Source organism: Thauera propionica (genome assembly GCF_002245655.1).
In the GTDB taxonomy this organism is placed as follows: domain Bacteria; phylum Pseudomonadota; class Gammaproteobacteria; order Burkholderiales; family Rhodocyclaceae; genus Thauera; species Thauera propionica.
Genome location: NZ_NOIH01000007.1, coordinates 401,329 through 427,839, shown reverse-complemented (window position 1 = coordinate 427,839; position 26,511 = coordinate 401,329). Strand labels below are relative to the sequence as shown.

At 67.1% G+C, this 26,511-nt stretch carries 24 protein-coding genes; 6 read left to right on the top strand and 18 right to left on the bottom strand.

Going from position 1 to position 26,511, the window contains the following annotated elements; genetic code table 11:
- Positions 1-6: 6 nt before the first annotated feature.
- Entirely contained in the window at positions 7-3,048 is a 3,042-nt protein-coding gene (locus CGK74_RS07965; protein WP_094267934.1) for a hypothetical protein, read from the bottom strand.
- Between the two features lie 46 nt (positions 3,049-3,094).
- Entirely contained in the window at positions 3,095-4,105 is a 1,011-nt protein-coding gene (locus CGK74_RS07960) for a patatin-like phospholipase family protein (protein ID WP_094267933.1), read from the bottom strand.
- Between the two features lie 212 nt (positions 4,106-4,317).
- On the opposite strand from CGK74_RS07960, the gene CGK74_RS07955 reads away from it, so the two are divergent.
- Positions 4,318-6,114: an EAL domain-containing protein gene (locus CGK74_RS07955; protein WP_094267932.1), complete on the top strand. Its 1,797-nt coding sequence runs from the start codon at positions 4,318-4,320 to the stop codon at positions 6,112-6,114.
- 16 nt (positions 6,115-6,130) lie between these two features.
- Here CGK74_RS07955 and CGK74_RS07950 read toward each other — a convergent pair whose 3' ends face one another.
- The gene (locus CGK74_RS07950; RefSeq protein ID WP_240498664.1) at positions 6,131-6,562 is read right to left on the bottom strand and encodes a MarR family winged helix-turn-helix transcriptional regulator; all 432 of its coding nucleotides are present in this window, start codon (positions 6,560-6,562) and stop codon (positions 6,131-6,133) included.
- Positions 6,563-6,653: 91 nt separating this feature from the next.
- On the opposite strand from CGK74_RS07950, the gene CGK74_RS07945 reads away from it, so the two are divergent.
- On the top strand, positions 6,654-7,835 hold the full coding sequence (locus CGK74_RS07945) for an aminotransferase-like domain-containing protein (protein WP_094267930.1): 1,182 nt from the start codon (positions 6,654-6,656) through the stop codon (positions 7,833-7,835).
- 72 nt (positions 7,836-7,907) lie between these two features.
- Here CGK74_RS07945 and CGK74_RS07940 read toward each other — a convergent pair whose 3' ends face one another.
- The 8 genes from CGK74_RS07940 to CGK74_RS07905 all read right to left on the bottom strand — a co-directional run bounded on the left by CGK74_RS07940 (position 7,908) and on the right by CGK74_RS07905 (position 16,070).
- On the bottom strand, positions 7,908-8,486 hold the full coding sequence (locus tag CGK74_RS07940) for a flavin reductase family protein (protein WP_094267929.1): 579 nt from the start codon (positions 8,484-8,486) through the stop codon (positions 7,908-7,910).
- Between the two features lie 39 nt (positions 8,487-8,525).
- Positions 8,526-9,686 carry a GGDEF domain-containing protein gene (locus tag CGK74_RS07935; RefSeq protein ID WP_094267928.1) on the bottom strand — a complete coding sequence of 387 codons (1,161 nt, stop codon included), beginning with the start codon at positions 9,684-9,686 and terminating at the stop codon, positions 8,526-8,528.
- A gap of 42 nt (positions 9,687-9,728) precedes the next feature.
- Entirely contained in the window at positions 9,729-10,448 is a 720-nt protein-coding gene (torD, locus tag CGK74_RS07930; protein WP_094267927.1) for a molecular chaperone TorD, read from the bottom strand.
- Complete coding sequence (torA, locus tag CGK74_RS07925) at positions 10,445-12,964, bottom strand: trimethylamine-N-oxide reductase TorA (protein ID WP_094267986.1); 2,520 nt, start codon at positions 12,962-12,964, stop codon at positions 10,445-10,447. Before torA ends, torD begins: the two co-directional genes overlap by 4 nt.
- 16 nt (positions 12,965-12,980) lie before the next feature.
- On the bottom strand, positions 12,981-14,204 hold the full coding sequence (torC, locus tag CGK74_RS07920; protein ID WP_094267926.1) for a pentaheme c-type cytochrome TorC: 1,224 nt from the start codon (positions 14,202-14,204) through the stop codon (positions 12,981-12,983).
- Positions 14,205-14,279: 75 nt separating this feature from the next.
- The gene (locus tag CGK74_RS07915) at positions 14,280-14,465 is read right to left on the bottom strand and encodes a periplasmic nitrate reductase, NapE protein (protein ID WP_094267925.1); all 186 of its coding nucleotides are present in this window, start codon (positions 14,463-14,465) and stop codon (positions 14,280-14,282) included.
- A 286-nt stretch (positions 14,466-14,751) separates the two neighbouring features.
- Positions 14,752-14,988 carry a DUF2789 domain-containing protein gene (locus CGK74_RS07910; RefSeq protein WP_094267985.1) on the bottom strand — a complete coding sequence of 79 codons (237 nt, stop codon included), beginning with the start codon at positions 14,986-14,988 and terminating at the stop codon, positions 14,752-14,754.
- Positions 14,989-15,125: 137 nt separating this feature from the next.
- Positions 15,126-16,070: an MBL fold metallo-hydrolase gene (locus tag CGK74_RS07905; RefSeq protein ID WP_094267924.1), complete on the bottom strand. Its 945-nt coding sequence runs from the start codon at positions 16,068-16,070 to the stop codon at positions 15,126-15,128.
- 150 nt (positions 16,071-16,220) lie between these two features.
- Here CGK74_RS07905 and trmA point away from each other — a divergent pair, with 150 nt between their 5' ends.
- Genes trmA through CGK74_RS07890 form a run of 3 tightly spaced genes read left to right on the top strand, consistent with a single transcriptional unit; the run spans position 16,221 to position 18,213 of the window.
- On the top strand, positions 16,221-17,315 hold the full coding sequence (trmA, locus tag CGK74_RS07900; RefSeq protein ID WP_094267923.1) for a tRNA (uridine(54)-C5)-methyltransferase TrmA: 1,095 nt from the start codon (positions 16,221-16,223) through the stop codon (positions 17,313-17,315).
- 47 nt (positions 17,316-17,362) lie between these two features.
- Positions 17,363-17,965 (top strand): lipocalin family protein, encoded by a 603-nt coding sequence (locus CGK74_RS07895; protein ID WP_094267922.1) that lies wholly within the window; start codon positions 17,363-17,365, stop codon positions 17,963-17,965.
- Positions 17,962-18,213, top strand: coding sequence for a VF530 family protein (locus CGK74_RS07890; protein WP_094267921.1), 252 nt, complete (start codon positions 17,962-17,964; stop codon positions 18,211-18,213). Before CGK74_RS07895 ends, CGK74_RS07890 begins: the two co-directional genes overlap by 4 nt.
- Before the next feature lie 67 nt (positions 18,214-18,280).
- Here the strand turns inward: CGK74_RS07890 and CGK74_RS07885 are convergent, their stop codons facing one another.
- A complete protein-coding gene (locus tag CGK74_RS07885) occupies positions 18,281-20,380 on the bottom strand; it encodes a putative bifunctional diguanylate cyclase/phosphodiesterase (RefSeq protein WP_094267920.1) in 2,100 nt (699 codons plus the stop codon).
- A 162-nt stretch (positions 20,381-20,542) separates the two neighbouring features.
- On the opposite strand from CGK74_RS07885, the gene CGK74_RS07880 reads away from it, so the two are divergent.
- Positions 20,543-22,357, top strand: coding sequence for a M61 family metallopeptidase (locus CGK74_RS07880; protein WP_094267919.1), 1,815 nt, complete (start codon positions 20,543-20,545; stop codon positions 22,355-22,357).
- Positions 22,358-22,412: 55 nt separating this feature from the next.
- Here the strand turns inward: CGK74_RS07880 and CGK74_RS07875 are convergent, their stop codons facing one another.
- The 6 genes from CGK74_RS07875 to CGK74_RS07850 form a co-directional block, all read right to left on the bottom strand.
- On the bottom strand, positions 22,413-22,619 hold the full coding sequence (locus CGK74_RS07875) for a hypothetical protein (protein ID WP_094267918.1): 207 nt from the start codon (positions 22,617-22,619) through the stop codon (positions 22,413-22,415).
- Positions 22,620-22,862: 243 nt separating this feature from the next.
- Positions 22,863-23,585 carry an arsenical resistance protein ArsH gene (gene arsH / locus CGK74_RS07870; protein ID WP_094267917.1) on the bottom strand — a complete coding sequence of 241 codons (723 nt, stop codon included), beginning with the start codon at positions 23,583-23,585 and terminating at the stop codon, positions 22,863-22,865.
- Positions 23,578-24,000, bottom strand: a complete 423-nt coding sequence (arsC, locus tag CGK74_RS07865; RefSeq protein WP_094267916.1) for an arsenate reductase (glutaredoxin) — start codon at positions 23,998-24,000, stop codon at positions 23,578-23,580. Before arsC ends, arsH begins: the two co-directional genes overlap by 8 nt.
- A 37-nt stretch (positions 24,001-24,037) precedes the next feature.
- Positions 24,038-24,382, bottom strand: coding sequence for an ArsR/SmtB family transcription factor (locus CGK74_RS07860; RefSeq protein ID WP_094267915.1), 345 nt, complete (start codon positions 24,380-24,382; stop codon positions 24,038-24,040).
- A gap of 75 nt (positions 24,383-24,457) precedes the next feature.
- On the bottom strand, positions 24,458-25,870 hold the full coding sequence (locus tag CGK74_RS07855) for an MATE family efflux transporter (RefSeq protein WP_094267914.1): 1,413 nt from the start codon (positions 25,868-25,870) through the stop codon (positions 24,458-24,460).
- Complete coding sequence (locus CGK74_RS07850) at positions 25,867-26,445, bottom strand: hypothetical protein (protein ID WP_094267913.1); 579 nt, start codon at positions 26,443-26,445, stop codon at positions 25,867-25,869. The genes CGK74_RS07855 and CGK74_RS07850 overlap by 4 nt, the downstream gene beginning before the upstream one ends.
- Positions 26,446-26,511: the final 66 nt, after the last annotated feature.

Here is a 26,511-nt window from a genome sequence, read left to right as displayed (position 1 = left end):
CCGCGGTCAGGGAGGCGTCGGTGCGGGAGACTGGTGGCGCGCCGGCAGGTGCCATTCGGCGTCGCCCATGGCCACCAGGGCGAGCACCATCAGGAAACCGTGCGCCAGCATGCGCCGCCGCACGCGACGCAGCACGCTGCCGAAGTCGGCGTCCGGCGTGTTGACTGCCGCCAGTTCGGCGAGCAGCTCGCAGGCGAGCGGGCCGGCGTGGCGGCCGAGTACCTTGGCCATCGTGCCCAGCACCAGGCTGGCGTGGAAATCCTTGAAGTTGCTGGCGAGGCTGCCATAGCCGGTTTCGGCGACGTCGGTCGCGGTCATGCAGCCGAGCAGTAGCACGATGGGCCCCGGTTCGATGGCGGCCGGGTTGATCAGCGCCTCGTTGAGCTGCGGGCGGTAGCGCCAGCGCCGGTGTTCGTCGAGCGCCTTGTCGCCGATCTCCAGGTAGTCCAGGCCGGCGTCCAGGTCGTGGTGGGCGAGCAGGATCAGCAGGGGCGGGCTCTTGGCGGCCAGCGCGCGCTCCCACTCGTCCCAGTCCGCGGCGATGGTGGGGGCCGCGATGCTTTCGGCCAGCGCCTTGCGCAGGTCCGTGCGTTCTTTCTCGGGCACGCGGTCGGTGCTGGCGCACAGCGCAGCGTCGAGCGGGCGCAGGTCGCGCCGGCGCCAGGCGGGCAGCGACAGATCCTGCATGTGTGCACTGTCGAAGCGTTCGATGACCTTGCGGATGGCCCAGAAGCCGAGCGGACAGATCGTTTCGCTCCAGCTGCCGCCAGGGCTCGCGCCCGCGGCATCGCAGCTCGGGCAGCGGCAGCCGTCGCCGGCCAGTGCCTCGTGCCAGCCGCTGCAGAAGCGCGCGCCCTTCCTGGGGAAGCCGCGGTCATAGACGAACTCCAGCGGCACGTGGCGGCTCTCGTCCTTGTTGATGAGCTGGATGCGATCGCCCGGGTCGCTGAAACCCTGGCCGCGCAGCTTCTGGTACAGCGCGGCGCCGTGGCGGGCGAGGTTGCCGAACAGCTCGATCACGTCAGGGTCATCGACGTCGAGCAGCGCCTCGCCTTCCTGCACGCCCTGCTGGCTGCGGCGGCGCACCAGCGAGGCCTCCTTGAGGAACAGCTGTTCGTTAAGGAAGGTGGTGAGCGGTGTCGTGTTGCCGAGGTCGAAGATCTTGCCGCCGCTGCCGTCGAACATCTGCATGTAGCCGGGGCCGAAGGTGAGCGTGGCGCTGACCGGCGTACGTTCCTGCAAGTGGATGACTTCGCGCTGGCCGAACTGCACCTCGATCGACGGCTCGGCCAGCCCGTCATCCGCGGTGCCGGCCGGCAGCACCGGCGCGCTCACGCGGACGGCCTCGAACACCTTGCCCATGAAGGTGAACACGATGTCGGCATCGAGGCGGTCGATGTCGGCCGGGACGTCGAAGCTGAGGTCGCAGTCCTCGCTGCGCGCCGTGCGTTTCGCCGGCAGATGCAGGCCGCCGGCCGGCCCGTTGCCGTGGCGGTCGGGCTGGCCATCGCGCTTGCCGATCCAGCACAGTTCGACGACGAGCTTCAGGCCCTCGGGCGGCAGTTTCACCTGTGGAATCGTCGCGTTGGCGGTCGGAATGCCGGCCTGCGGCAGGCCGATCCAGCAACGCACGGTGTTGCTGGCACCGGCGACGAAATAGTGATGGGTGTGCTCGTCGTGGAGCAGCAGGGCGTTGACGCGGCGGTTGTCCTGCTGGTCCGAGTCATCCGCCTGCGTCGTGCCCATGGATGACGGTACGTGGCCGGTTGCAAGGTGGCGGCCGCCCCGCGACACGGGCTCGGCTTCGTCGAGGTCGAGATCCGCGAAATCGACATCGTCGAGCGCAAAGTCTTCCAGCCCCGCGCCGCCGGCGTCCGCTTCGCACTCGGCGACGTCGAAATCGCCGCTATCTTGCGCCGCGCCTGCCGCCGCGGGCGCTGCCGCCGCGGCGTGCGGCGCGTCGTCGATCAGCGCCGGGCGTTCGCCGCCGCCGGCGCTGGGGCCGGCGCCACGATAGGGCGACAGGGCGCGGCCGGTCTGGGCATCGGCGGCGAATCCGATCAGCTGCATCAGGCGAACGCGCGCCTCGGGCGCCAGATCGGGGCGATCGACGGCGAGCAGGGCGGGAATGTAGTCGCGCACCCGTTCGCGCGCGATCATCCAGCCCACCTGGGCGTCGTCGAACTGGGGTGCGGCTGCCTGCAACTGGCGTTCCGCGAGTTCGGCCGCCGTGGCGGCGGGATCGAGTTCGCCGAACAACACCACCGGTCGCGGCGCATGCGGCGGCCGTATTGGACCGCCCTCGGCGTCCGCCGTGCCGGTTGCCGCCCAGGCCGTCAGGCGCAGCGCGCGCGCCGCGCCGCCGCCGATCCGCCCCGCGGCCTCGTCGGCATCGAGCCGAGCGAGCACTGCGAGCAGATGGTCGCGCATTGCATCCGGGACTGGCCGAACCGCCTCGATCGCCGAATGGGCGCTCCAGGGGTCGCCCCAGAACAGGGGCGGCAGGGTGTCGTCGCTGGCGAACACCGAATCCAGCTCGGTGAAGTCGTCCAGCCGCGCCAGGCACAGGGCCCGCCAGAAGCGCGCGTCATCGCCGTCCTGCGCGCCCGGGGCGGGCAGGTCCGCGGCTGACACGCCACGGTCCTCCAGCGGCATGGCCGCCAGCAGGCGATAGTTCTCCATGTGACCGGACGCCAGCCCAGCCACCAGCGGCGCAATGCGGCTCGGGTCGGCTACCGCTGCCAACGCGTCGGCAATCGCATCCCGATCCGGCTCGTCGTCGTCCTTCGCCATCCCGCGCAGATGTTCGCGCAGCGAGCGCAGCGGTACCCGCGCTGCGAAGGCGAGCGCCTCCCGCCGCGCCGGTGAGCCGGCAGGCTCGGCAAACACCACGCGCCACGCCGAATCGGCAATCGAGTGCCAATGCTGCTGTTCGAGCGGAAGATGCGTGGCGGCTTCGAGTGCGGCAAGGCTCACCCGTGGCTCGGGGTCGGCATGAGCGAGCTGAAGCAGCGGCTCGACGAGCGTGGAATCGAAGTCGTCGTCCATCGCAGTCTCTCCTGCAGGCACCGTCGGTGGGCGCGTGCCTGCGCCCTCAGCCGCCCAGTAGTTCGGGCATGTAGGTGTTCAGCCGATGTGTGATCAGCGCGCCCGCGTGGCGGGTGAGCACGTCGATCTCGGCGCGGGCAAGCTTCTTCAGGTTGGTGCTGATCGAGGAGGCGAACACCGCGTCGCCCGCCTGCGCCTGGCCTTCCTCGCTGTCGATCGAGAACCATGCCGGCTTCGCGCCGCCCGCCTTGGCCGCGTTCAGCTCCAGGCGCTTGAACTGCAGGCCGCGCACCTGTTCCATCATGATGTCCAGCGCGGCGACCAGCACGGCGGAACCGGCCTCGGTCGGTCGCTCGTCGATGCGGAAGGGCTTGCCCGCATCGCTGACGATTACGTAGTCCAGCGCATTGCGCTTGCGCAGCAGCGGATTGACGCCGAGGTTGTCATACACGCCGCCGTCGGACAGTGTCACGTAGTCGACGCCGGCCGCGGGGTATTCGCTCTGGTCGACCCGCAGCGGCGGGAACACCGGCGGGAAGGCCGACGAGGCCGCCACCGCCCGGCTCAGCCGGAAGTCGTGCGCGGCCGAGGCGCCCAGTTGCCACTCGCCCATCTCCGCCGGCAGGTTGCCGCCGGTGACGAAGAAGAACATGTTGCCGGTGGCGAGGTTGGTGGCGTTGATGTAGAGCCGCGGGCCGTCCTTGAGCGAGCCTAGCGAACGCTTGCCATACAGGTCGCGCTCGTAGCTGGCGGCCAGCTTGTCGAGGCGGCTGTGGAAGGGATCGAGCACGCCGCCGATCACCGAGGACACCGCGATCGACGTGCTTGCGAGATAACGCTCGAGCTTGTCCAGCGCATCGTCCTCGCCCCAGTGGCTGGCGAGGAAGGCGCCGGCGATGCTGCCGCCGCTGACGCAACTCAACAGGTCGATCTTCCACAGCAGACCCGCTTCCTGCAGCTTGCGGAACACGCCGAGGTGAAACGCCGCTGCCCTAAAGCCCCCGCCAGACAGCGCCAGCCCGATCCGTTTTGATTGACCGCCGATCTGAATCGTCATCGCCCCCTCCCGTGTTCGTGCTTGTTGATGAAGCGAGGCGCTGCATCGGTCCCGCTCCCTCCTTCATTTGTAGGAGACAAGCCGTGCCGGAGCAAAGCCGGCGTGAAGGGCTTCACGGTGCCGATGCAGGAGGCGCTTCGGCGCCGGAGATGGTCATCGAAACTTAATCTGACCGCGCCACACTCGCCAGTCGCCATCAGACCGGAAACGTCATGCTGCACAACGCGGGACTCGCCGTAACCTTGCGGAAACTGCTTGAACGGCAAAAGCTGCACTTCGTCTTTCAGCCCATCGTCGATATCGCGCGCTCGACCGTGCTGGGCTACGAGGCGCTGATGCGGGGGCCGGCGGGCACTCCGCTCGAACGACCGGACGACCTGCTGCGCGTCGCCAAGCACTGCGGGCTGGCCTGCGAACTCGAGATCGCCGCATGCAAGGGTGCGATCCGCGAATTTGCCGCGCTGCAGCTTCCGGGCAAGCTGTTCCTCAACCTCAGTGCACCGCTCATCGCCGCGTTCGGCCGTGAAGGCGGCGGCGAGTTGCTGCGTTGCGCGGTGGATGCCGGCCTGTCGCCGGCGCGCCTGATCCTCGAACTGACCGAACACGAGCGCGTGGAGGACACCGCCGCCCTGCAGACGGCCTTTGCCAACCTCGCCGGGCAGGGCGTCGGGCTGGCGCTGGACGACTTCGGCGACGGTCGCTCGAGCCTGCGCCTGTGGGCACAGCTCAAGCCGCAGATGGTGAAGCTCGACAAGTTCTTCGTGCGCGGCATCCACCGCGACAGCCGCAACGTCGAAGTCGTGCGCGCCATCCTCAACCTGTGTGCGGCCTTTGGTACCCCGCTGGTGGCCGAGGGGGTGGAGGAGGCGGAAGAACTGGCGGTGCTGCGCGACCTTGGCTGCCATTTCGGCCAGGGTTATCTGTTCGGACGGCCGGCGGCCCGCCCGGAAGCGGACTTCGGCGAGGCGGCGCGCGCGGTGCTCAGGTCGTCCAAGATCGCCGTGCTGCCCAATTCGGCGCCGCGCCCGGACATGGCCGAGACGGTCGGTCGCCTCAAAGTGCCGGCGCCGACCATCGCGGCGAGCGCCTGCAACGAAGACCTGATGCAGCTCTTCACCGATCATCCGGCGCTGCAGGCGGTGGCGGTGGTCGACAGGCACTACCCGGTCGGCCTGGTGAACCGGCGCAACTTCGTCGACAAGTTCGCCCAGCGCTACTCGCGCGAGATCTATGGTCGCCGTCCCTGCACACTGTTCATGAATCCCACCCCGCTGCGCGTCGAGGCCAGCGCGCCAATCGACTCGCTCATCGCGGTGCTGACGGGCGACGACCAGCGCTACCTTTACGAAGGCTTCATCCTCACCGAGGACGGCCGCTACGCTGGCCTCGCCACCGGCGAAAGCCTGGTGCGCGCCGTCACCGAGCGACGCATCGAGGCTGCGCGCCACGCCAATCCGCTCACCTTCCTGCCGGGCAACATCCCCATCACCGAGCACATTCGCCGGCTGCTGGATGCCGGTGTCGGCTTCGCCGCCGCCTACTTCGACCTCAACAACTTCAAGCCCTACAACGATCTCTACGGCTACTGGCGTGGCGACGAGATGATCAAGCTCGCCGCGCAGCTCATCGTCGCGAATGTCGACCCGTCGCAGGACTTCGTCGGCCATGTCGGCGGCGACGATTTCGTGGTGCTGTTCCAGAGCGAGGACTGGCACCTGCGCTGCGAGCGCATCGTGCACAGCTTCAACCGCCGCGCGCGCGAGCTGTTCGACGAGAGCGAACTGGCCCGCAATGGTTTCGAGAGCGAGGACCGGCGCGGCTTCAAGGCCCTCTTCCCGCTCACCACCATCGCCGCGGGGGTGGTGCAGGTCAGCGACGGCCGCTTCCTGGGGCCGGAGGAGGTCGCCTCGGCTGCTGCGGCGGCCAAGAAGGCGGCCAAGCAATCGGGCAGCGGCATCAAGGTGGCCAGCGGCGAGCGTGCGCCGGTGCTGATGATGGCAGCCGGCTAGGGCGGACGCGCTTCGTTCAGCTGGCGGCGAGCCGCTGCATTACCGCGTGCCAGCCATCGGTCGCGTCGCCGCCGCAATCGGCAAAGGCGCGGCCGAGGAGGTCGGTCTGGATCTTGGTGAGCTGCGCTTCGAGCGCCTGGCCGTGTGCGCTGAGCGACAGTTGCCGCACGCGGCGGTCCTCGGGCGAGGTCTCGGCGCGGATCAGGTCGCGCTCGATCAGTTCGCGCAGCGGTGCGTTGAGCGCCTGCTTGCTCACGCCCAAGGCGTCGATCAGGGCGCCGACCGAAATCCCCGGATTGCGGCCGATGAAGTAGAGGATGCGGTGGTGGACCCGCCCGAGGCCACGCGCTTCCAGCAGGCGGTCGGGGCCTGCGGTGAAGGCGCGGTAGGCGAAGTAGAAACGCTCGATCGCGCGGCGCGGATCCTTGTCGTCGAATGTGTCTGGCATGAATGAGTCAGGCGTAGATTGGTCAAGCATGTTGACATGATAGGTCGGTCCGCCTATCTTGCAAAAAGGTCAACAACATTGACGCTTAACCATGAACAGCCGACAACAGCCCAAGCTCTCCGAGCGCGTGGAACGCCTCCAGCCTTCCGCGATCCGCGAGATCCTCGCGGTCATCGATCGTCCCGGCATGATCTCGTTCGCGGGCGGACTGCCGTCGGCGGACAGCTTTCCCGACCTGTCGGGCATGGACCTGCCGCGCGAGGCGCTGCAGTACGGCCCCAGCGAGGGCGAGCCCGCACTTCGCGCGCAGATCGCGGCCGAGCTCAACGCCATCGGTCTGCGCTGCACCGCCGAACAGGTGCTGGTGCTGTCCGGCTCACAGCAGGGCATCGATCTGGTGGCGAAGCTCTTCATCGACCCGGGCACGACGGTCGCGGTGGAAGAGCCGACCTATCTCGCCGCGTTGCAGGTATTCCGATTCTTCGGCGCACGCCTCGCACCGCTGCGTCCGCGACAGGCATTGGCCGGGCTCGACGCCGAGGCGCCGCCCGCGCTGGCCTATGCGATCCCGAGCTTCCAGAACCCCACCGGGCACTGCTACGACGCCGCCGAGCGCGACGCACTGGCCCGCGCCTGCGAGCTCCTGGGCGTGCCGCTGTTCGAGGACGACCCGTATCGCGACCTGGCCTACGACGCCTGCGAACGCACGCCGGTGTGCGCGCGGCTCGAACACGCGCCCTGGATCTATCAGGGCTCCTTCTCCAAGACGCTCGCGCCCGGCCTGCGCCTGGGCTATCTGGTGGCCTCGCCCGACCTGATGCCGCTGCTCGTGCGCCTGAAGCAGGCGGCCGACCTGCACAGCAACCGCGTCAGCCAGCATGTCGTGCTGGCGCAATTGCGCTCGCCGGACCGCGCCGAGCGCATGCGGCGGGTGGTGGACGCCTATCGCCGCAAGCGCGACTTCTTTGCCGCCGCGCTGCAACGCCACTTCGGCGATCTCGCGCGCTGGCAGACACCCCCCGGCGGACTGTTCTTCTGGCTCGACCTGCTGGCCCCGATCGATACCCGCGCACTGCTGCCCGAGGCGATCGAGCGCGGCGTGGCTTTCATGCCGGGCGAGCTCTTCTTCGCTGGCGACGTGCCGGCCCACGGCACCATGCGGCTCAACTTCAGCCATGCGGATGAGGCGGGAATCGAGCGGGGGCTGGCCGTGCTCGCCGAGCTGGTCCGGAGCAGGATCGGGCACCCGGTGGCCGACATGGCGGAAGCCTGAGCTGCTTCGGTACGCTGCGGGCGCGAAGGCGGAAGGGCGCCTGGGCTCGGGGTGCGGCGCGCGGCGCCTCGCCTACAAGGGCCTGGCCTGGATGACCGTGCCCGCGCAGACGAAATTGCCGGCACCGAGGTGGTGCAGGGTGTGCAGCGCCGCGTTATCGGCGTGCAGGTTCCACTTGCCGTCGGTGAACACCGCCGGGTTCGCCGCGGCGGCGACCACTTCGGCAAAGCAGGTGTCATAGGCGTCCTCGGTATGGCGCTCGGGAATCAGGCGGCATTCCATCCACGCCGCGCAGCCCGCCTCGAGCAGCGGCACGCCGAGCACCGGCCCGCTCACGGCGTTGATGCCGAAGCGCGCGAACTTGTCGCCCTCTCGGCCGCTGCAACTGCCCACTGCAAACGTCAGGTCGGCCAGTGCCGCGCCCGGAATGCACACCCCGATGCTGCCACTGGCCGCGATCAGCTCGCGGGAGAAGGTGTGCTTGTCGATCACGATGGCGATGCGCGGCGGCGTGAACTCCACCGGCATCGACCACGCCGCCGCCATGATGTTGCGCCGCCCGCCATGGGCGCTGGTGACGAGCACCGTGGGGCCGTGGTTAATGAGGCGGCTGGCGTGTTCGAGGGCGACGGGGAGGAAGGGCGTGGTCATGAGAAAAAGGAGCCGTGGTCGGTTGGGGTAGGATCGAGGCTATTCTGCACCGACCGCCTCCGCAGCGGCCATCACCACCCGGTTGCGGCCCGCCGCCTTCGCCCGGTAGAGGGCGGTGTCGGCCTCTTTCAGCAGGGCATCGCCCGAGGCCCGATCCGATGGGATGCGGCTGGTGCCGCCGATGCTGACGGTAACGTGTGCGGCGACGTCGGAGCGCGCGTGCGGCAGTGCGAGCGCGGTCACGGCGTCCAGGATGCGGTCGGCGACTTGCTGCGTACCCTCCCGGTCGGTGTCGGGAAGGATCACGACCAGTTCTTCGCCACCGTAGCGGGCGAGCAGGTCGGTGCCGCGGAGCATGGCGCCGCTGACGGTCGCGGCGACAAGCTTGAGGCAGGCGTCACCGGCCTGATGGCCGTAGTGGTCGTTGTAGCGCTTGAAGAAATCCACGTCGATCATCAGCAGGCCCAGCGGCGAGCGGGAGCGGAAGGCGTCGCTGCAGGCTTCCACCAGGCGCTTGTCGAAGTAGCCGCGGTTGGCGATCTGCAGCAGGCCGTCGGTCTGGGAAAAAAGCTCGAGGCGTTCGTTGGCCTCGCGAAGCTCGGCGTTGGCCTGCCCGAGTTCGGCGGTGCGCTGCTGCACCCGCTCTTCCAGCCGTGCGTTGGCTTTGGCGAGTTCGGTGTTCTGCACCGAGAGCACCTGATACAGCTTGCCGACCAACTGGATCAGCGCCCGGGTGGCGCGGTCATGGGCTGCTGTCTCCTGGTCGAAGGCGGCGGCCGGGGAGACGCCGGCGTGGATCAGGGCGATCTGGCGCGCCATGGACTGGTCGATGCCGAGGATGTGCAGGCCGAGCCAGGAGGTCAGGAAACCGACGATGGTTTCGGGGTGCTCGACCAGCGTGGTGCGCTGGCTCCACATTGCGCCGACCTGTTCGACGAATTGCGCGTGCAAGGCCTGATGCGCCTCGAGATGCCGCGCGTCGATCCCGGCTTCGCGCATCACCTGCTCTTCATCGCGGAAGTGGTGCTCGGTGTAGTCGAGTACCTTGCGGTAGGTTTCCTCGAGCAGGGCTTCGCGGCGCACATCGGTGGAGAACAGCCAGTCGTTGAGCGCGTTGAAGAGATTCACCAGCTCCTGGTGCTGCTCATCGACCTGCGCAAGCCCGGTGACGAAATTCTGGTCCCAGACGAATGCTTGCATGTGTTTCCCCCTGCGCAGTGCGTAACGAGCGCATGTTACCCGCTATGGGGAGCCGGGGCGGGATTGCAGGCGAGCGGGGGCGCTGGCAGCGACGTCGTCCAGGAACGCCAGGTCAGCGCGCACGAAGCCGAGCAGCAGCATCGCCAGCGCCGGGTAGAAGTCGAACTGCGGTCGTGCCTGGCGGCAGCGTTCGGCGAAGCGGGGTAGCCAGCCGAGCAGCGTGGCGCGCAGGAAGTCGGCCTGGCCCTTTGCGGCATGGGCGATGTCTTCACCGCTGGCGTCGCGTTTGGCAAGGTCGGCCATGAAGGCGAGTGGGACGGCGAGGTGATCGGCCGGTTCGCGGAAACCGGGCTCGATCGCGAGCTCGTGGGCGGCAAGGAACTCGCGCATGCGCGCTTCTGCGGCGCCGTAGAGGGGTGAGGCGGTGCCTTCGCCCTCATACGCCGAGGCGTAGGGCAGGGCGCCGGTCTTGGCGTCGAGCAGGAAGAGCTGGGCGTAGTCCGCCGCCAGCTCGAGCCGCGGCAGAGGAAGCGCACGCAGCGAGGCGATGGCGGTGTCGAGACGGTTCAGCTCGGCGCTCAGGCCGAGTTCGCCCAGGCCCGCGAACGGGGCGAAGCGCCCGTTCGCGAAGTGGGTGCGGAACGTCTCCTCGGACACCTCCAGCGCGTACAGCGCGGAGAACCAGCCGTAGAGCCGGCTGCGCTGTGCGCTGGCGAGTTGCCACTCGGTACGCTCGAGGGCGGTTTGCTCGGGGGCGTTCATGCCGGCTTGACCTCCCTGCCTTCAGGATCGACTTCGATCGGTCCGCCGAACGAGGTGACCTTCGGCGGCGTGCCGACGAACTTCTCGATCTGCACCAGGCAGGTGTTGGCGCTGGTGGCTTGCGCCAGGCTGGAGGTGCCGATGTCTATCGTCAGCGTGTTGGGGTCGCCGTAGGTGTCGAGCGCGCCAATCTCCGGCCCGGTCGGCCCGTACCAGGCGCCTTCCTGGATGCGCACCACGCCGCGCGGGAAGTTGTCCGACACGTGCGCGCCGGCCAGCAACTGGCCGCGGTCGTTGAACACCCGCACCAGGTCGCCATGCCTGATGCCGCGTGCGGCGGCGTCCTCGGGGCCGATGAACACCGGCTCACGCCCCGCGATGGCGTAGGTCTCGCGCAGCGGCTCCGATTCGCACAGCTGCGAGTGCAGGCGCTTGTCCGGGTGCACCGACTGCAGCCACAGCGGGAAGCGGTCGGAGCCGGGGCCGCCGTGCGAGCGCTCGGTCTTCTCCATCCATACCGGGTGGCCCTTGCAGTCGGCGTAGCCGTAGCGGTCGATCTTGCGGCTGAAGATCTCGATGAAACCGGACGGGGTGCCGAGCGCGTTGACCTCGGCGTCGTCGCGGAAGTCGGCGTGGCGCACCCAGGGCTTGCCCTCGGGGAACATCACGTAGCCCTTCTTCCAGAACTCGGCGAAGGGCGGCATGGCGATGTCCTTGAGGCCGTTTTCCTTGCGGCAGTCCTCGTAGATCTTTTCCACCCACTGCATTTCGTCCATGCCGCGAGTGTATTCGGCGTCGCGGTTGAAGCGCCGGGTGAGGCCGCGGAAGATCTCGAAGTCGGGACGCGAGTGGAACAGCGGGTCGATCAGCTTCTGCATCGCGATGATGCCGCGGTTGCTGTACGAGCCATAGCCGTCGAGGTCGTTGCGCTCGAAGGGCGTGCAGGCCGGCAGCACGATGTCGGCAAAGCGGCAGGTGGCGGTCCAGTTGTAGTCGATGGCGACCACGGTCTCGAGCTTCTGCCAGGCTTCCTTCATGCGGTTGCGCTGGGGCTGGCGGTGCCACTGGTTGCAGCCGCTGAAGATCGCCATCTTGTAGGGCGGCAGCTTGACCTTGCCGCCGTTGAAGTCGATCTCCTTGCCCGGTTCGAGCAGGGCGTCGATTACACGCGCGATGGGCACCACCGCGCTATAGCCCTTGTAGTCGGTGTTGTCGTGCTTGGGTTTGCGGCCGGGGTCGAGGTTGAGCGGGAAGGCGCCGGGCATGGCCGCGCCCGACGAGGACACGCCCACCGAGCTGTAGTGGTGCGCGTAGCTGATGCCGCCACCGGGCAGACCGATCTGGCCGAGCATGGCGGCCAGCACCGCGCCCATCCAGTAGGGCTGCTCGCCGTGCTGCTGGCGCTGCACCGCCCAGCCGAAGATGAGCTGGGTGCGGTGCCTGGCCATCAGGCGGGCGAGCTCGCGGATACGTTCTGCCGGTACGCCGCAGATCTTCTCCGCCCATTCGGGCGTCTTCTCGACCTGGTCTTCGATCTTGCCTTCGAGGTAGGGCAGGAAGCGGTCGAAGCCCAGCGTGTAAGTGTCGAGGAATTTCTGGTCGTGCAGGCCTTCCTTCACCAGCGTGTGCGCGATGGCGAGCATCAGCGGCACGTCGGTCATCGGGTTGATGTACTGGTGCTCGGCGGCGCCGAGGTAGTTCAGCGTCTTGCTCTTGACCGGGTCGATGCAGATCACCTGGATCGACTTGTCGGCAACCTTGGCCTTGAGCTGCTCGAAGTAGGCGTAGGACTCGTGGGTCTCGGTGTTCCAGCCCACCTGCAGGTTCTTGACCGGGTCGTTGGCCCAGAACACGACGAGCTTGCTCTCCTTGAGGATCACGTCCCAGGAGGTGCCTTGCGAATACACCTCGGTCGAGCCCAGCACGTAGGGCAGGATCATCTGCCCGGCGCCGGTCGAGTAGTCGCCGATGGTGCCGACGCTGCGGCCGTGCATGCCGATGCCGCGCACCATGTGGTTGCCGCAGCTATGCACCTGGCCGACCGAGCGCCAGCCCACGCCGGCAGTGTGGAGCGCCCACGGGCCGTAGTCCTTCTGGATGCGCTCGAGTTCTTCGTAGAACAGGTCGAGCGCTTCGTCCCAGCTCACCCGCACGAAGCGGTTGTCGCCGCGCTGGCTGGTGTCGCTGAGGTGGCGCTTGCGGTACCAGTCGAGGCGCACCATCGGGTAGCGCACGCGGGACGGGCTGTAGATCAGGCCGAGCAGGCCCTTGACCATCTCCGTGGGGTGCTTGTCGAGCTCGAAGGGGCGGATATCGACCACGCGGTCGCCGACCACCTTGGCGCGCACGGCGCCGAAGTGCGAGCCGCTGATCTTCCAGGTGGTGATGTCGTCGCTGACTGCGGTGGCTTCGCCAGCCGCGAAGGCCGGGGCGGCGGTGAGCAGGCCGGGCGCGACCAGCGCGCTGCCCGACATGGCCGCCATGGCCTTGAGGAAACCTCGCCGAGAGTAGTTCATGGTGTTCAACTCCTGATCAGGGACGCGCGGTCTGCAGGGCGGAATCGGGCGAACCGGCGCCATGCGACGTGCTGAAATCGGACGAATGGGTCTGCAGGTACTTGAGCACCACGCGGGCGGTGTCGTCATCCATGCTGGTGAAGCTGACCATGCCGCCGAAGAGGCCCGGCCAGGTGTTGGCGTCGAAGTGCGCTTCCTCGGGCTGGCGGTGGCACACGCTGCAGCTGCTGCTGTAGCTGGCGCGGGCGATCGACCACACCGGTTCGACGCTGTCGAGCACGCTGCCCTTGCGCATCCACGCGGTGGCGGTGACCTGCTGCCATTCGAGGCCGGTCATCGGGTCTTCCTTGGTGTCGAGCACCTTCACGAAGCTCGCATCCAGCGCCACCTCCTTGTCGAGCACGGCGCTGGTGATGTTGAGACCGAAGTGGCTGTACCAGACGCGGCCGTAGCCCTTGTTCTTGCGCCACAGCGCCAGCTCGACGCGCTGCGCGTCGCCCTTGGTCTCGAGCACCTTCACCTGGGTGGCCACCTCGATCGCGCCGATGCGCTTCGTCATGCCTTCGTCGGCATAGAGCTCCTGCGGCACGACCAGGAAGTAGTCCTTGCCGGCATCCACGCTCTGGCCGGCGGCGGAGGACACCAGGGTGTCGAAGGCCGGGTTGCGCGCGCCCTTCATCTCGGGCAGCTGGTGGGCGACGCCCTTGTGGCAGTCGACACAGCTCTGGTTGCGCTCGGCCGCCTTTCGCATCGCCACCTGCGAGGCCGGACGCATCTTGTCGAAGTCCATGTCCTTGTAGTCGTGGCAGGCGCGGCATTCCTTCGAGCCGTTGGCCGAGAAGCGCTTCCACTCGCGCTGCGCCAGCACGATGCGGTGCTCCTTGAACTTCTCGCGGGTGTCGATGGTGCCCAGCAGCTGGCCCAGCACCTCGCGGCTCGCCTGCATCTTGCGCGCCACCTTGTCGGTGAAGTCGTGCGGCACGTGGCAGTCGGGGCAGCGCGCGCGCACGCCGGTGCGGTTGTTCCAGTGCACCGTCTTCTGCAGCTCGGGCAGCAGGTTGTCGTGCATGGTGTGGCAGCTCAGGCAGAACTCTTCCTTGTTGGTGGCTTCCATGGCGGTGTTGAAGCCCTGCCAGGCCAGCACGCCGGCGATGAAGCCGCCGGTGACGAGCACGCCGAGGCCGATCCTGACTGACGGCTTGAGGAAGAGGTCCCTCAGGGACCGAAGTAGGTTTTTCATGTTGTCGCTCCTGAGTTTTGTCCGATTCCTGGGCTGGCGGTGGTGCCGCACCCCCTTGTGTCCCTGTCGGGCAGATCAGGACGGGGGGCCGAAGAACAGGATCTGCAGGAACCACACCACGAAACCGTAGGCCGCAATCGCCAGCGTCATCGTAATGGGCAGTCCGACGAAGGCGAGCAGCAGGAACCTGGGCCACTCGTTCTTGCGCCCGGAGGGTTCTGCGCCGGACGGGGCAGTACGCCCGCTTGCTTGATTGTTCACGTCTCAATCTCCGTGTTCGCGTTTTCACCGGACAACGACCGCTGCATAACGCAACGCATGTGCTGCCTGTACTTGCAGACCAGGTTAGCCCGGTGGAAAAACCACACCCCGATCATAGTCATGGGGTGTTAACGCCGATGGGAGATTTGTGAACGGCTGCGGCGCCTTTGTTAATGCCGTTAACAAAGGCGCCGCAGGGAGCGCGCAAGAGGACACGTGTGGCCCGCCAGGCGCAGGTCACTCGATGTCGAGGCCGGGAAAGAACGGGATTTCGGGAAGGCGGTACTCAGCGACTGCGCAGCGCCGCACTGAGCTGATCGACGACTTCGGCCCAGTCTGCATCTTCGGCCAGCTCCTCGCGCAGGAAGGCCGCCTGCGCGGTCGTCCAGCATGGGGCGTCGGGGAGCTTGATGAACTCGGGCAGCGGAGAGTGCGCCTTGATGAAGGCGGCAATGTCCTCGTCGCCATTGGGCAGGCCGAGTTGGGCGAAGAGGTCCTTCATCGTGTGGGTGGCATTTTCCATGGTGAACTCCTTCATTTGGGGGAAAGCCGCGACCAGAGGCGCAAGTCCTGCGACAGTACCTTGATGTCTTTCATGGGCTTGCTCCTCACGGGTTGATGTTGAAGGTATAGCCGACGCGGCGCGATGTGGCCCGGATGTCACTGGGCAGCTTCGAAACGCAGGTAGGCACGGCTGACGTTCCCGCGGTGCAGTTCGTCGTAGTTCGCGAGGCGGGCGAACTGGGGCGCATCGCCCAGTTGCGCCACGGCGGCGTCCACGCCGGCCATGTCCTCAGCCAGTGCCTTGACGCCACTGACGATGAAGGCAAGGTAGTCGCCCGTGTCGGCCTGCGCCTTGGCCACATCGGTGACAGAGCCGTGGCCGGGCACGATCACGGTCGGGTCGAGCGCCTTGATCGCCTCGAAGGCTTCGAGCCAGGTTTCGGCGTTGCTCTGCGGCAGGATGCCCAGCATGCGGTCCACATAGACATGGTCGCCGGTGAAGGCGATGCGTTCCTGCGGTAGCCACACCACGACGTCGCCCGGGAAGTGCGCATCGGCAAAGTAGTGGATCTCGATGCGCCGGCCGCCCAGGTCCAGGGTTTCGTGCGTGCCGGCGAGGACGCGGCTGGCGGTGACCGCCTCGGTGCCGTCGAGACGTTCCTTGAGCACCGGCCGCAGGCTGTCGAGTTGGGCGAGGGCATTCTTCTGCTGAAATTCCACGGTACGTGAAAGGGCGATCAGTTCGGCGCCCCGGCTGCGGAAATGGCCGTTCCCCAGCCAGCGGTGATCCTGCACGCCGGTGTTGATGACCCAGCGCACCGGCTTGCCGGTCAGTCGCGTTGCCTCGGCTTCGAGCAGCCGGGCACCCTGTGCCGAGGCGCCGCTGTCGATCAGCAGGGTGCCGTCGGCGGTGTCGATGACGCCGAAGTTGGCGTTGAGGCCGTGGTTGGCGTAGGTCCGGCCGCCGATTTCGCCGACGAGGGCAAAGATGCCGGGCTTCACGGCGTGGACCTGCAGGGGCGCTGGCTCGCCGGCCGTGGCGTGCGGCAGGACGGCGGCGAGGGCCAGGGCGGTGGCGAAGCGGCGGATGAGTGTGTTCATCTGGATAAGTAGTGTTGGCTAATATTCCGGACATTATCACCAAAAGGTCCGGCTGCTGCGGTCGGTGTCCGGTGTGCGTCCGACGGGCGTGATTCGGGCCCGGGTTATACTCCGCCCCCTCCGTTCCGCCCCGCTGACGCTTCTGCCGCCATGTCCCTCGACCGCATCGACCCCGCCCAATATGAATCGCAACTGGCCGACAAGCTCGCCGCCTTCAAGGCCGACTTTGCTGGCCTGGGGCTGCCCGAGCCGGAGGTGTTCCGTTCCGCGCCGCTGCATTACCGGATGCGCGCCGAGTTTCGCCTGTGGCATCACGGCGGGCGCATCGACTACGCGATGTTCGAGAGCGCCGGGGACAGCAAGAAGGTGGTGCTGATCGAGGATTTCCCCGCCGCCGCCAAGCCGATCTGCGACTTGATGCCGCGCCTGCGCGATACCCTGCAGGAAAGCGAGGTGCTCAAGCGCAAGCTGTTCCAGGTCGAGTTCCTGGCCACCCACAGCGGCGAGCTGATGGTGTGCCTGGTCTATCACCGTCCGCTTGGCGACGACTGGGTGGAGGCGGCGCAGGCGCTGGCGGACCGCTTCGGCGTGCAGCTGATCGGCCGCAGCCGCAAGCAGAAGATCGTTCTGGGGCGCGACTGGCTGCTCGAATCCTTCGAGCTGGATGGCCGCACGCTGCGCTATCAGCAGATCGAGGGCAGCTTCACGCAGCCCAACGTGGGCGTGAATCGCCAGATGCTGGGCTGGGCCAGCCGCCAGGTGGCGGATGCGGGCGGCGACCTGCTGGAGCTGTATTGCGGCAACGGTAACTTCACCATTGCGCTGGCGCCGGCCTTCGACAAGGTGCTCGCGACCGAGGTCAGCAAGTCCTCGGTGCGTGCGGCGCACTACAACCTCGACGCCAACGGCGTGGACAACGTCACCATGGTGCGTATGTCGAGCGACGAGATCAGCGACGCGCTCGCGGGCGGTCGCGAGTACCGCCGCATGAAGGAGGTCGCGCTCGACAGCTACCGCTTCTCCACGCTGTTCGTCGATCCGCCCCGCAGCGGGCTGGACGCGGCCACGGTGGAGCTGGCGCGCGGGTTCGACCGCATCCTCTACATCTCCTGCAACCCGGTCACGCTGCGCGACAACGTCGCTGCGCTGCAGGACACCCACGAGATCGCCGCAGCAGCGGTGTTTGACCAGTTTCCCTACACGCACCATCTGGAAAGCGGCCTGCTGCTGAAGCGTCGGGCCTGAGCGCCGGTCGCAGGGAACGCGGGCGCGGGAAGCCAGTCGGAGACGCCATGAAGATCAAGACGACATTCGCAATGCTTGCGTGCGCGCTGGGCCTGCAGTCGGGCCTGGCGGCCGCTGAAGGGACGATTGCGGCCGAGCCGCTGCAGACGATCGCCACGCTGGACGTGCCGCGCTACATGGGCACCTGGTACGAAATCGCCAAGTACCCGAACTGGTTCCAGAAGAAGTGCGTCGGTGATACGCGTGCCGACTACAGCTTGCAGCCGAGCGGACAGATCCAGGTCATCAACCGCTGCCGCGAGGAGGATGGAAGCCTTTCCGAGGCGGTCGGCCAGGCGCGCCAGATCGGGCCCGCCGATTCGCCCCGGCTCGAAGTCCGCTTCGCGCCCGCGTGGCTGTCCTTCCTGCCGATGGTGTGGGGCGACTACTGGGTGATCGATCTCGATCCGGGCTACCAGCTCGTCGCGGTGAGCGAGCCCAGCCGCGACTACCTTTGGGTGCTGTCGCGGACGCCGGTTGTCGATGCGCAGGCCTACGAGCGACTGCTCGAGCGACTGCGGGCGCGCGGGTTCGATCTGGCGCGCCTCGAACGGACGCTGCAGTCCGATGCAGCAGCGAACGCCGCGCCGGTGTCCGGAGAAAGACAATGACGCAGCCCCAGCCCAACAATCCGCTGCATGGCCTGACGCTGGAACGGATGCTCAACGCGCTGGTGGAGCGTTTCGGCTGGGCGGAACTGGGGCGGCGGATAAACATCCGCTGCTTCAACCACGAGCCCAGCATCGCGTCGAGCCTCAAGTTCCTGCGACGCACGCCGTGGGCGCGGGAACAGGTCGAGACGCTGTATCTGGACTTGGTGGGCGCTCATTCCCAAGGCCGCGCTCAAGCGCGACATTGAGGGCACGGCTGCCGGGCGTTGGCCGGCTAGGGTTCAGGCGCAGGATCCGCTCTTTTGGCAGACTCGTTCAATTGGGTTGCGGCGCTGACGGATTCGCGATGACCGAGGCCTCGAATTCCCGTAAAGGCAGCGGATGCCCAAACAGGTATCCCTGATAGTCCTTGCATCCGCTTTGTGCCAATAGGGCCAACTGATCTTCAGTTTCGACGCCTTCTGCGATCACGGACAGGCCGAGGCTGTCGCCGAGAGCGAGGATCGTCCTCACGATGGTGGCGTCGCTCGGATCCGTCGTTACATGGCGCACGAACGACTGGTCGATCTTCAATTGAGTCAGCGGCAGACGCTTGAGGTACGCAAGCGATGAGTACCCCGTACCAAAGTCATCGAGCGAGAAGCCGATCCCCAGCGAGCAAAGTCGTTCCATGTTCCGGATTGCCTCTTCGGCGTGCTCGAGCAAGACGCTTTCGGTGAGTTCTATCTTGAGTCGATTCGCTGGCGCGCCCGTGCGCTGAAGCAGCTCCGCCACTTCTTCGGTGAATCCGGGCTGCTGAAACTGTCTCGCACTGACGTTGACGGAGAGGACCAGTCCGGAGGTTTCCGGACGGCCTGCCCAACTGGCGAGCTGCTTGCACGCCGTCTCAAGCACCCAGTGACCCAGCGGGACGATCAGACCCGTCTCCTCTGCGAGCTGGATGAACGCACCCGGGGATAGAAGACCCCTCGTCGGATGCCACCAGCGCAGCAATGCCTCCGCGCCCGAGGACAGGCCGTCGAACGTGGTCTGCACCTGATAATAGAGTTCGAACTGACCGGAACGGATCGCGTCGCGGAGATCTGCATGCAGGTTTGCACGTTCGGTGACCGCGGCTTGCATCTCGGGGTCGAAGAAACGCACCGCATTGCGTCCCGCCGACTTGGCTTGGTACATGGCTGTATCGGCTTGCCGCAGCAGATCGGTCGCGGTAGCGTCCGGCCCCCCGAAGCTCGTGATACCGATGCTGACGGAGCACTGGTACAAGATCGTCTCGCCGTTCTGGCCAAAGCTGAGATGGAAGGGTCTGCTGAGCTCCTGGCTGATTCGGTCGGCGACCATGTTGATGTGTCCAAGCCGATCGAAGATGCCATCCAGATTCTCGAGTAGAACCACGAACTCGTCGCCGCCCAGCCTTGCAGCGGTATCGCCCTGGCGGATGCACCCACGTAGCCGCTCCGCCGCCTTTACGAGCAGTTGGTCGCCGGCCGCATGGCCGTGGGTATCGTTGAGTTCCTTGAAATGGTCGAGGTCGATCAGCAGCACGGCGCCGTCGTTGTCGAGATGCGCATGTCCGGCGAGTGCATGCTCGAGGCGGTCAAGCATCAAGCGGCGATTCGGCAGGCGAGTCAGAGGGTCAAAGAAGGCCAGGTCGTGGATCTGCTGCTCCATTTGCCGGCGCGCAGTGAGCTCGCGAGACAATACGCTGAAGCGCTGCGGCCGGCCCTCGACCTTGGCCATCGGCGCCACTGACAACTCGAACCAGCGGGTGCCATGCGGCGTCTCGACCTTGAACACTTTGCCGCTGGAGCGTCCTTTTTCCGCCGCTTCACGCAGGGCATCAAGAACGATTCGTGCCTCTTCCGGGGGCAATACCTCGCTGACCGCGCGCCCCATGAAAACAGAGGGGGCGGCAGGCAGAAGTGAGTCGTCCGGTGTGTGATATGCATAGCAGCAACCGTTGATGTCGAGCTCGAACATCGGATCAGGCAGCGCCTGGATGATTGCCGCAAAGTCGTCCTTGAGCGCAACGAGTTCCTCTTCCTGGCGTTTGCGCTCCGTGATGTCGATGGTCAGGCCAGCTACGCCTTCGACATCACCGTGCGCATCGAACAGTGGCTGTTTGAAACTGAGGCAGCAGCGAAGCTCCGGACTATGTGGAAATCGGAGGTACACTTCCGAGGCGATTGGCTCCCCTCCCTCGATGACGCGCAGGTCGTTCGCACGCTGGACATCCGCAAGCTCGGGCGGAAACAGCTCGTGGTCATTGGCCGTGACGACCTCCGAGCGAGGCCGGCCAACCAGTTCGCAGGCGAAATCGTTAGCGTAGACGTAGCGCCCGTCAACGTCCTTCATGTAGATCGGGACGCTCAACCGGTCGATGGCTTCACGCAGACGCGCGTTGTCCTCTTTCATGGTTCTCCCCACTGATCCCTTGCCTTTAGTTATTTTTTGCAGCGAATGCGCATTATCGGCCCTGGCGAGGCACACGTAGATTCGTGTGACTCTGATGATTCGACGCCGAATCGGCAATTGCATAATGCACAGTCAGACCACTTCACTGGACATCGCCTTACCATGCCTTCTGCCGCGCTGCCCCCCATCGAATACCGCATCCGTCCCGCCCATCCCGATGCCCACCTGTTCGAGGTCAGTTGCACCGTGCGCGATCCCGATCCGGCTGGCCAGGTGTTCCGCCTGCCGGCGTGGATTCCGGGCAGCTACATGATCCGCGAGTTCGCGCGCAACATCGTGAGCCTGCGCGCCGAGCTAGATGGCCAGCCGTGGCGCGTGGAGAAGCTCGACAAGCACAGCTGGCGCGCCGCGCCGCTGCGGGCTGGCGGCACGCTGAGCCTGCACTACGAGGTCTACGCCTGGGATCTGTCGGTGCGCGCCGCGCATCTCGACGAAACCCACGGTTTCTTCAACGGCACCAGTGTGTTCCTGGCGGTCGAGGGGCGTACCGACCGCGCCTGCCTGGTTGACATCGAGCGGCGCGAGGGGGCGGACTACCGTGACTGGAAGGTGGCGACGGCGCTGCCGCTGGCGCGTGGGATCCGCGGTGCGGCGCGGCCCTACGGCTTCGGCGTCTATCGCGCGGCGGACTACGACGAGCTGATCGACCATCCGGTGGAGATGGGCACCTTCACCCTGGGTCACTTCGAGGCGGCGGGGGTGACGCACGACATCGTGCTGACCGGACGCCACGATTGCGACCTCGAGCGTCTGGCCGAGGATCTGCGCCGCGTGTGCGAGTGGCAGATCGCGCTGTTCGGTGCGCCGCCGCCGATGGACTACTACGCCTTCCTGACCATGGTGGTCGGCGACGGCTACGGCGGGCTGGAACATCGCGCGTCGACCGCGCTGCTGTGCAGCCGTGCTGATCTGCCGTGGAAGGGCATGGAAGGTCTGTCCGACGGCTACAAGACCTTCCTCGGCCTGTGCAGCCACGAGTACTTCCACACCTGGAACGTCAAGCGCATCAAGCCGGCGGCGTTCACGCCCTACGACCTCACGCAGGAGAACTACACCCGCCTGCTGTGGGCGTTCGAGGGCTTCACCTCCTATTACGACGACCTCGCGCTGGTGCGCAGTGGCGTGATCACGCCTGACGACTACCTGGGGCTGCTCGGCAAGACGGTGTCGAACGTGCTGAAGGGCAACGGGCGGACCAAGCAGAGCGTGGCCGAGTCGTCCTTCGACGCCTGGACCAAGTACTACCGCCAGGACGAGAACGCGCCCAACGCCATCGTCAGCTATTACGCGAAGGGCGCGCTGGTGGCGCTGGCGCTGGACCTGCAACTGCGCGCCGGCAGCGACGGAAACCGGAGTCTGGACGACGTGATGCGCCTGCTCTGGCAGCGCCACGGCCAGACCGGGCAGGGCGTGGCCGAGACGGGCGTCTTCGAGGCAGTGCGAGAGGTGGGCGGCGACACCCTGGGCCCTAAGCTGGCGCGCTGGCTCCAGAAGACGGTGGAGGGCACGGACGACCTGCCGCTGGCCAGGTTGCTGAAGGGGTTCGGCATCGACTACCACGCCGAGCCGGCATCGAAGGCGCCCTGGCTGGGCGTGAAGCTGGCCGCCGGCAATGGCGAGGCGAAGCTCGCCAACGTGTTGGATGGCGGGCCGGCACAGGCGGCCGGATTGTCGGCTGGCGACGTGCTGGTGGCGCTGGATGGCCTGAAGGTGGGCAGTAAGAGCCTGGACGACATGCTGCTTCGCCGCCGTCCGGGCGACGAGCTGAAGCTGCACGTGTTCCGTCGTGACGAGCTGATGAGTTTCAGCGTGACGTTGGCCGAGGCGCCGGCAGACAAGGTGAGCCTGAAGCTTGCGACCAAGGCCGGTGCCGCGGCCCTGAAATTGCGTCGGGGCTGGCTGGGCAACCCGGCCTGAGCGGCCGCGACACCGATTCAATCCGGAACGCGTTTCAACCTTCGGCAGGCTGGCGTCACGCCGGCTTCGCAATCCCCGCGCCGAACATCGCCTGCCATTCCTCGTCGGACAGGGCGAGCTCGCTGACTTCGGGCAGGCGCGGCTCGGGCCGCTTGCGCCGCTCGCCGATCCCGCTCGGCGGGCCGCCGAGCGTCGTCCGTCGGTCGATGCCTGAACGTCGGTCGTTTCCGGAGCGGCGGTCGGAGGTGTTTGCGATCGTCATTTCTTTCGGCGCGGGTGGTCGGCGCACGGTGCGCCGGAGGCTGGTAGGGATCTTTGCGCGCGAGCGACTCGAGCGGCAGAGCCAGCAGTTCCGGGCATTGCCTTGTCGTCCTGCGCAGATGTAAGGCTACGACGCCGTTGCCCGCAATGCGGTGAAATACGCCACGAGTCGACGTCGACCGGCCAGGAGAACTGCAGTGAACCAAGCTGCATGCTGGATGCCACCCGTAGTGGCCTATCACGCTCAGATCGCGCGCTGATTGACCCGCTTCGACAATTCCTCGGCGCTTTCCTTGCGCTCGCTGTAGCGATCGACCAGGTACGGTGCGATGTCGCGCGTGAGCAGGGTGAACTTCACCAGCTCCTCCATGACGTCGACCACGCGGTCGTAGTAGGGCGAAGGCTTCATGCGGTCGCTGTCGTCGAACTCCATGAAGGCCTTGGCCACCGACGACTGGTTCGGGATAGTGAGCATGCGCATCCAGCGCCCCAGTACGCGCATCTGGTTGACGGCATTGAATGACTGCGAGCCGCCGCATACCTGCATGACGGCCAGGGTCTTGCCCTGGGTCGGGCGCACCGCACCGACCGACAGCGGGATCCAGTCGATCTGCGTCTTCATGATGCCGGTCATCGCGCCGTGGCGTTCGGGCGAGCACCACACCATGCCTTCGGCCCATTGCGTCAGCTCGCGCAGTTCGACGACCTTGGGGTGGGTGTCGGGGGCGTCGTCGGGCAGCGGCAGGCCGCTGGGGTTGAAGATTCGGGTCTCGGCCCCCATGGCCTGCAACAGGCGGGCGGCTTCCTGGGCCAGGAGGCGGCTGAACGAGCGCGCGCGCAGCGAACCGTACAGCAGCAGGATGCGCGGTGGGTGCGAGGACGGCTGTGCAGCGCGCAACAGCGCCGGATCGGGAACGCGGAACAGTGCCGGCTCGATGTTGGGCAGATCGGGTAGCGGCTCAGACACGGCGCCCCTCGGCGTCCATCACCTTCTCGCCATCCTCCTTGGTGAAGGCGCCGCGTTGGGGCTGTGGCAGGATGCCGAGCACCACTTCGGACGGCCGGCACAGGCGGGTGCCCTGCGGGGTGACGACGATCGGACGGTTGATCAGGATCGGGTGGGCCATCATCGCGTCGATCAGCTCATCGTCCGACCTAGCCGGATCTGCCAGTCCAAGCTCGGCGAACAAGGCCTCCTTCGCACGCATGATGCCGCGCACGCCGAGGCCGGCGGCGGCGATGAGTTCCACCAGCTTCTCTCGGGTGGGCGGCGTCTTGAGGTATTCGATGACGCGCGGTTCGGCGCCGCTGTTGCGGATCATCGCCAGTGTGTTGCGCGAGGTGCCGCAGCGCGGGTTGTGGTAGATGGTGATGTCGGTCATGGGCGTTGTCGTCCTCGATCGGGGGGCGTGTGAGGGGTCAGCAGCTGCGGCCCGGGGTGCAGCGCGACGTCGCGTCCAGCGTCAGGCATTGCTCCGGTTGTCCTGCACAGCACTCGGCCGTGAGGTAGCCGATCAGTTCCTGCATCAGCGGCATGTTCGCGCGATAGCGCAGGAAGCGGCCTTCCTGCTCCACCGACACGAGACCGGCGGTGCTGAGCGCCTTGAGGTGGAAGGACATGTTGGTGGCGGGCAGCTCGAGCGCCTGCGCCAGTTCGCCGGCGACCATACCTTCCGGCCCTTTGCGCACCAGCAGGCGGTAGACGTCCAGGCGGATGCCGGACGACAGGCATTCGAACACGGACAGGGCGGTGCGCTTTTCCATGGCTTAACTATACAAGAGAGGTTGAAGTGTTGTCTGCCGCGAGTGGGTTGCGGTGCGTGCTCGACCCGCGCTGGATCATCGCCCCGATGCCGCCACCAGGCCACCCTGGCGACCCATGACGCGATACAGCAGCCAGCCGAACAGCGCGGTGGCCAGCACCGTCGCTGCCACGCTGGCCTCCCAGAAGCCAGCCACGGTGGGGGCCGTGTCGCGCCCGAAGGCGTGGTAAGTGGCCCAGTAGCCCCCGCCCAGGCCCACGCCCCAGAAGCACAGCGTGTGCAGGAACATCGGCAGCAGCGTCACCTTGAAGCCGCGCAGCGCGTGGGCCGCCACGGTCTGGGTGGAGTCGGTGAGCTGGTAGATGCAGATGTAGGCAACCAGGCCCAGCGCCACGGCACGTACCGCGGGATCGGTGGACGACAGCGCGATCACCGGTTCGCGCAGGAGCCACAGGCCGATGCCGATGGCGGTGGCGAAGCCGGCTGTCAGGTACAGGCTGACGCGCACCGTTGCCCGTGCCCGTGCCCAGTCGTGCGCGCCGGCGGCCTGGCCGACCAGCACGAGGGTGGCGATCGACATGGCCAGCGGCAGCATGTAGACGAGGGCAGCCAGGTTGGCGACAACGCGATGACCGGCGACGGCTTCGGCGCCGAGGCGGGCGATGAAGAGCGCGATGAGGGTGAAGGAGGTGATCTCGATGAAGGTCGAGAAGCCCATCGGTACGCCCAGCCGCAGCAGTGCGCCAATCTCGCGCAGGCGCGGCGGACGCCAGTCGAAGAAGATCGCGTAGGGGCGGTAGGCCGGACTGCGGATCAGGTGCGCGAGGCCACAGATCAGGCCGAGCCAGGCGACGATGGCAGTCGATACGCCGCAGCCGGTGCCGCCCAGCGCCGGCAGCCCGGCGAAGCCGAACAGGCCGTGGGTCAATGACCAGGCGAGCGGGATATGGGTGCTGGTGACGACGAAGCTGATCGCCATCAGCACGCGCGGCCGGCCGACCGCATTGTTGAAGGCGTAGAAGGTGCGGTACAGCAGCACCGCGGGCAGGCCGAAGGCCGTGGCCTGCATGTAGGCGCCGGCGCCTTCGGCGATGTCCGGTGGCACGCGGGCGAGTTGCAGCAGGGGTTCGGGGTAGCCGAGTACCAGGGTGCCGGGCACGGCCAGCATCAGCGCTAGCCAGAAGCCTTGCTGCAGGGCCGGGCCGATGGCGTGCAGTCGGCCTGCGCCGAACAGGTGTGCCACGGTGGGCGCCACCGCCTGCAGGATGCCGACCAGCAGCATCACCACCGAGATGTAGAGCCCGCTGCCGACGGCGACCGCGGCCAGGTCGGCGGTGCCGTAGCGGCCGGCGATCAGCGTGTCGGCGATCATCATGCTCATCGACAGCACCTGCGCGACGAGCACTGGCCAGGCGTGGTGCAGCAACTGGCGCGTGATGGCGCCGGCGGTGGGGGCGGGCAGCGGGCTGCCCGGCGCGGCGGTGCTCAATCCTGTGCCGCGGCGTTCGGGAACAGGCGCGGACGCCAGTAGCGCCAGGCGAGGAAGCCGAACAGGCCTGCCATGATCAGCCAGAAGCCGACCCCCTGCCAGAAGGCGATCGGGTCGGTGGCGAGGAAGTAGTCGCGCGGCGGGCGCACGAAATGGATCCGGCCTTCGTACAGTGCCCGACCCGCAGAGCCGACGGCGACCAGCGCCGGGGCGAACCACACGAGGAGCCCGCTTGCGATGATGACGCGGTCGAGTAGCGCGCAGCTGCGGCTGCGGGGCTGGTAGACGCTGTCGACGCCGAACCAGATCGCGAGCAGGAAGCCGATGCCGGCGGCGAGCGGTGCGATGGCCAGCGCGGCGCCGAGCAGGGTGGCGGCGCCCATGAAGGCCGCGCCTTCGAGCGGCATGATCTGGTTCCAGATCGGTTCGAGCCGGCTGAACAGCCACCACGACACGGGCAGTGCGACGAGGAAGACGAGCAGGCCCAGCAAGGCGCGGCGGCGGGCGATGTCGCCCTTGAGTGCGCCCTTGAGCGAGGTGTCGTCGGGGATGGAAACTTGGGAAGGAGAGGACATCGTGTTGTTGTGCCCGGCAGGCCGGGTGCGTGTGGGTGCGGGCCGCAGTTTACTACGTTCGTCCGC

Excerpts from the sequence above, each read along its gene's own strand:
- CGK74_RS07880 (WP_094267919.1), top strand. The coding sequence starts at position 20,543 with ATGCCTTCTGCCGCGCTGCCCCCCATCGAATACCGCATCCGTCCCGCC.
- CGK74_RS07950 (WP_240498664.1), bottom strand. The coding sequence starts at position 6,562 with ATGCCAGACACATTCGACGACAAGGATCCGCGCCGCGCGATCGAGCGT.
- torD (WP_094267927.1), bottom strand. The coding sequence starts at position 10,448 with ATGAACGCCCCCGAGCAAACCGCCCTCGAGCGTACCGAGTGGCAACTC.
- CGK74_RS07935 (WP_094267928.1), bottom strand. The coding sequence starts at position 9,686 with ATGCAAGCATTCGTCTGGGACCAGAATTTCGTCACCGGGCTTGCGCAG.
- CGK74_RS07850 (WP_094267913.1), bottom strand. The coding sequence starts at position 26,445 with ATGTCCTCTCCTTCCCAAGTTTCCATCCCCGACGACACCTCGCTCAAG.
- CGK74_RS07965 (WP_094267934.1), bottom strand. The coding sequence starts at position 3,048 with ATGGACGACGACTTCGATTCCACGCTCGTCGAGCCGCTGCTTCAGCTC.
- CGK74_RS07910 (WP_094267985.1), bottom strand. The coding sequence starts at position 14,988 with ATGGAAAATGCCACCCACACGATGAAGGACCTCTTCGCCCAACTCGGC.
- arsC (WP_094267916.1), bottom strand. The coding sequence starts at position 24,000 with ATGACCGACATCACCATCTACCACAACCCGCGCTGCGGCACCTCGCGC.
- CGK74_RS07890 (WP_094267921.1), top strand. The coding sequence starts at position 17,962 with ATGACGCAGCCCCAGCCCAACAATCCGCTGCATGGCCTGACGCTGGAA.
- torA (WP_094267986.1), bottom strand. The coding sequence starts at position 12,964 with ATGAACTACTCTCGGCGAGGTTTCCTCAAGGCCATGGCGGCCATGTCG.
- trmA (WP_094267923.1), top strand. The coding sequence starts at position 16,221 with ATGTCCCTCGACCGCATCGACCCCGCCCAATATGAATCGCAACTGGCC.
- CGK74_RS07955 (WP_094267932.1), top strand. The coding sequence starts at position 4,318 with ATGCTGCACAACGCGGGACTCGCCGTAACCTTGCGGAAACTGCTTGAA.
- CGK74_RS07960 (WP_094267933.1), bottom strand. The coding sequence starts at position 4,105 with ATGACGATTCAGATCGGCGGTCAATCAAAACGGATCGGGCTGGCGCTG.
- CGK74_RS07885 (WP_094267920.1), bottom strand. The coding sequence starts at position 20,380 with ATGAAAGAGGACAACGCGCGTCTGCGTGAAGCCATCGACCGGTTGAGC.
- CGK74_RS07945 (WP_094267930.1), top strand. The coding sequence starts at position 6,654 with ATGAACAGCCGACAACAGCCCAAGCTCTCCGAGCGCGTGGAACGCCTC.
- CGK74_RS07940 (WP_094267929.1), bottom strand. The coding sequence starts at position 8,486 with ATGACCACGCCCTTCCTCCCCGTCGCCCTCGAACACGCCAGCCGCCTC.
- CGK74_RS07905 (WP_094267924.1), bottom strand. The coding sequence starts at position 16,070 with ATGAACACACTCATCCGCCGCTTCGCCACCGCCCTGGCCCTCGCCGCC.
- CGK74_RS07875 (WP_094267918.1), bottom strand. The coding sequence starts at position 22,619 with ATGACGATCGCAAACACCTCCGACCGCCGCTCCGGAAACGACCGACGT.
- torC (WP_094267926.1), bottom strand. The coding sequence starts at position 14,204 with ATGAAAAACCTACTTCGGTCCCTGAGGGACCTCTTCCTCAAGCCGTCA.
- CGK74_RS07895 (WP_094267922.1), top strand. The coding sequence starts at position 17,363 with ATGAAGATCAAGACGACATTCGCAATGCTTGCGTGCGCGCTGGGCCTG.
- CGK74_RS07860 (WP_094267915.1), bottom strand. The coding sequence starts at position 24,382 with ATGGAAAAGCGCACCGCCCTGTCCGTGTTCGAATGCCTGTCGTCCGGC.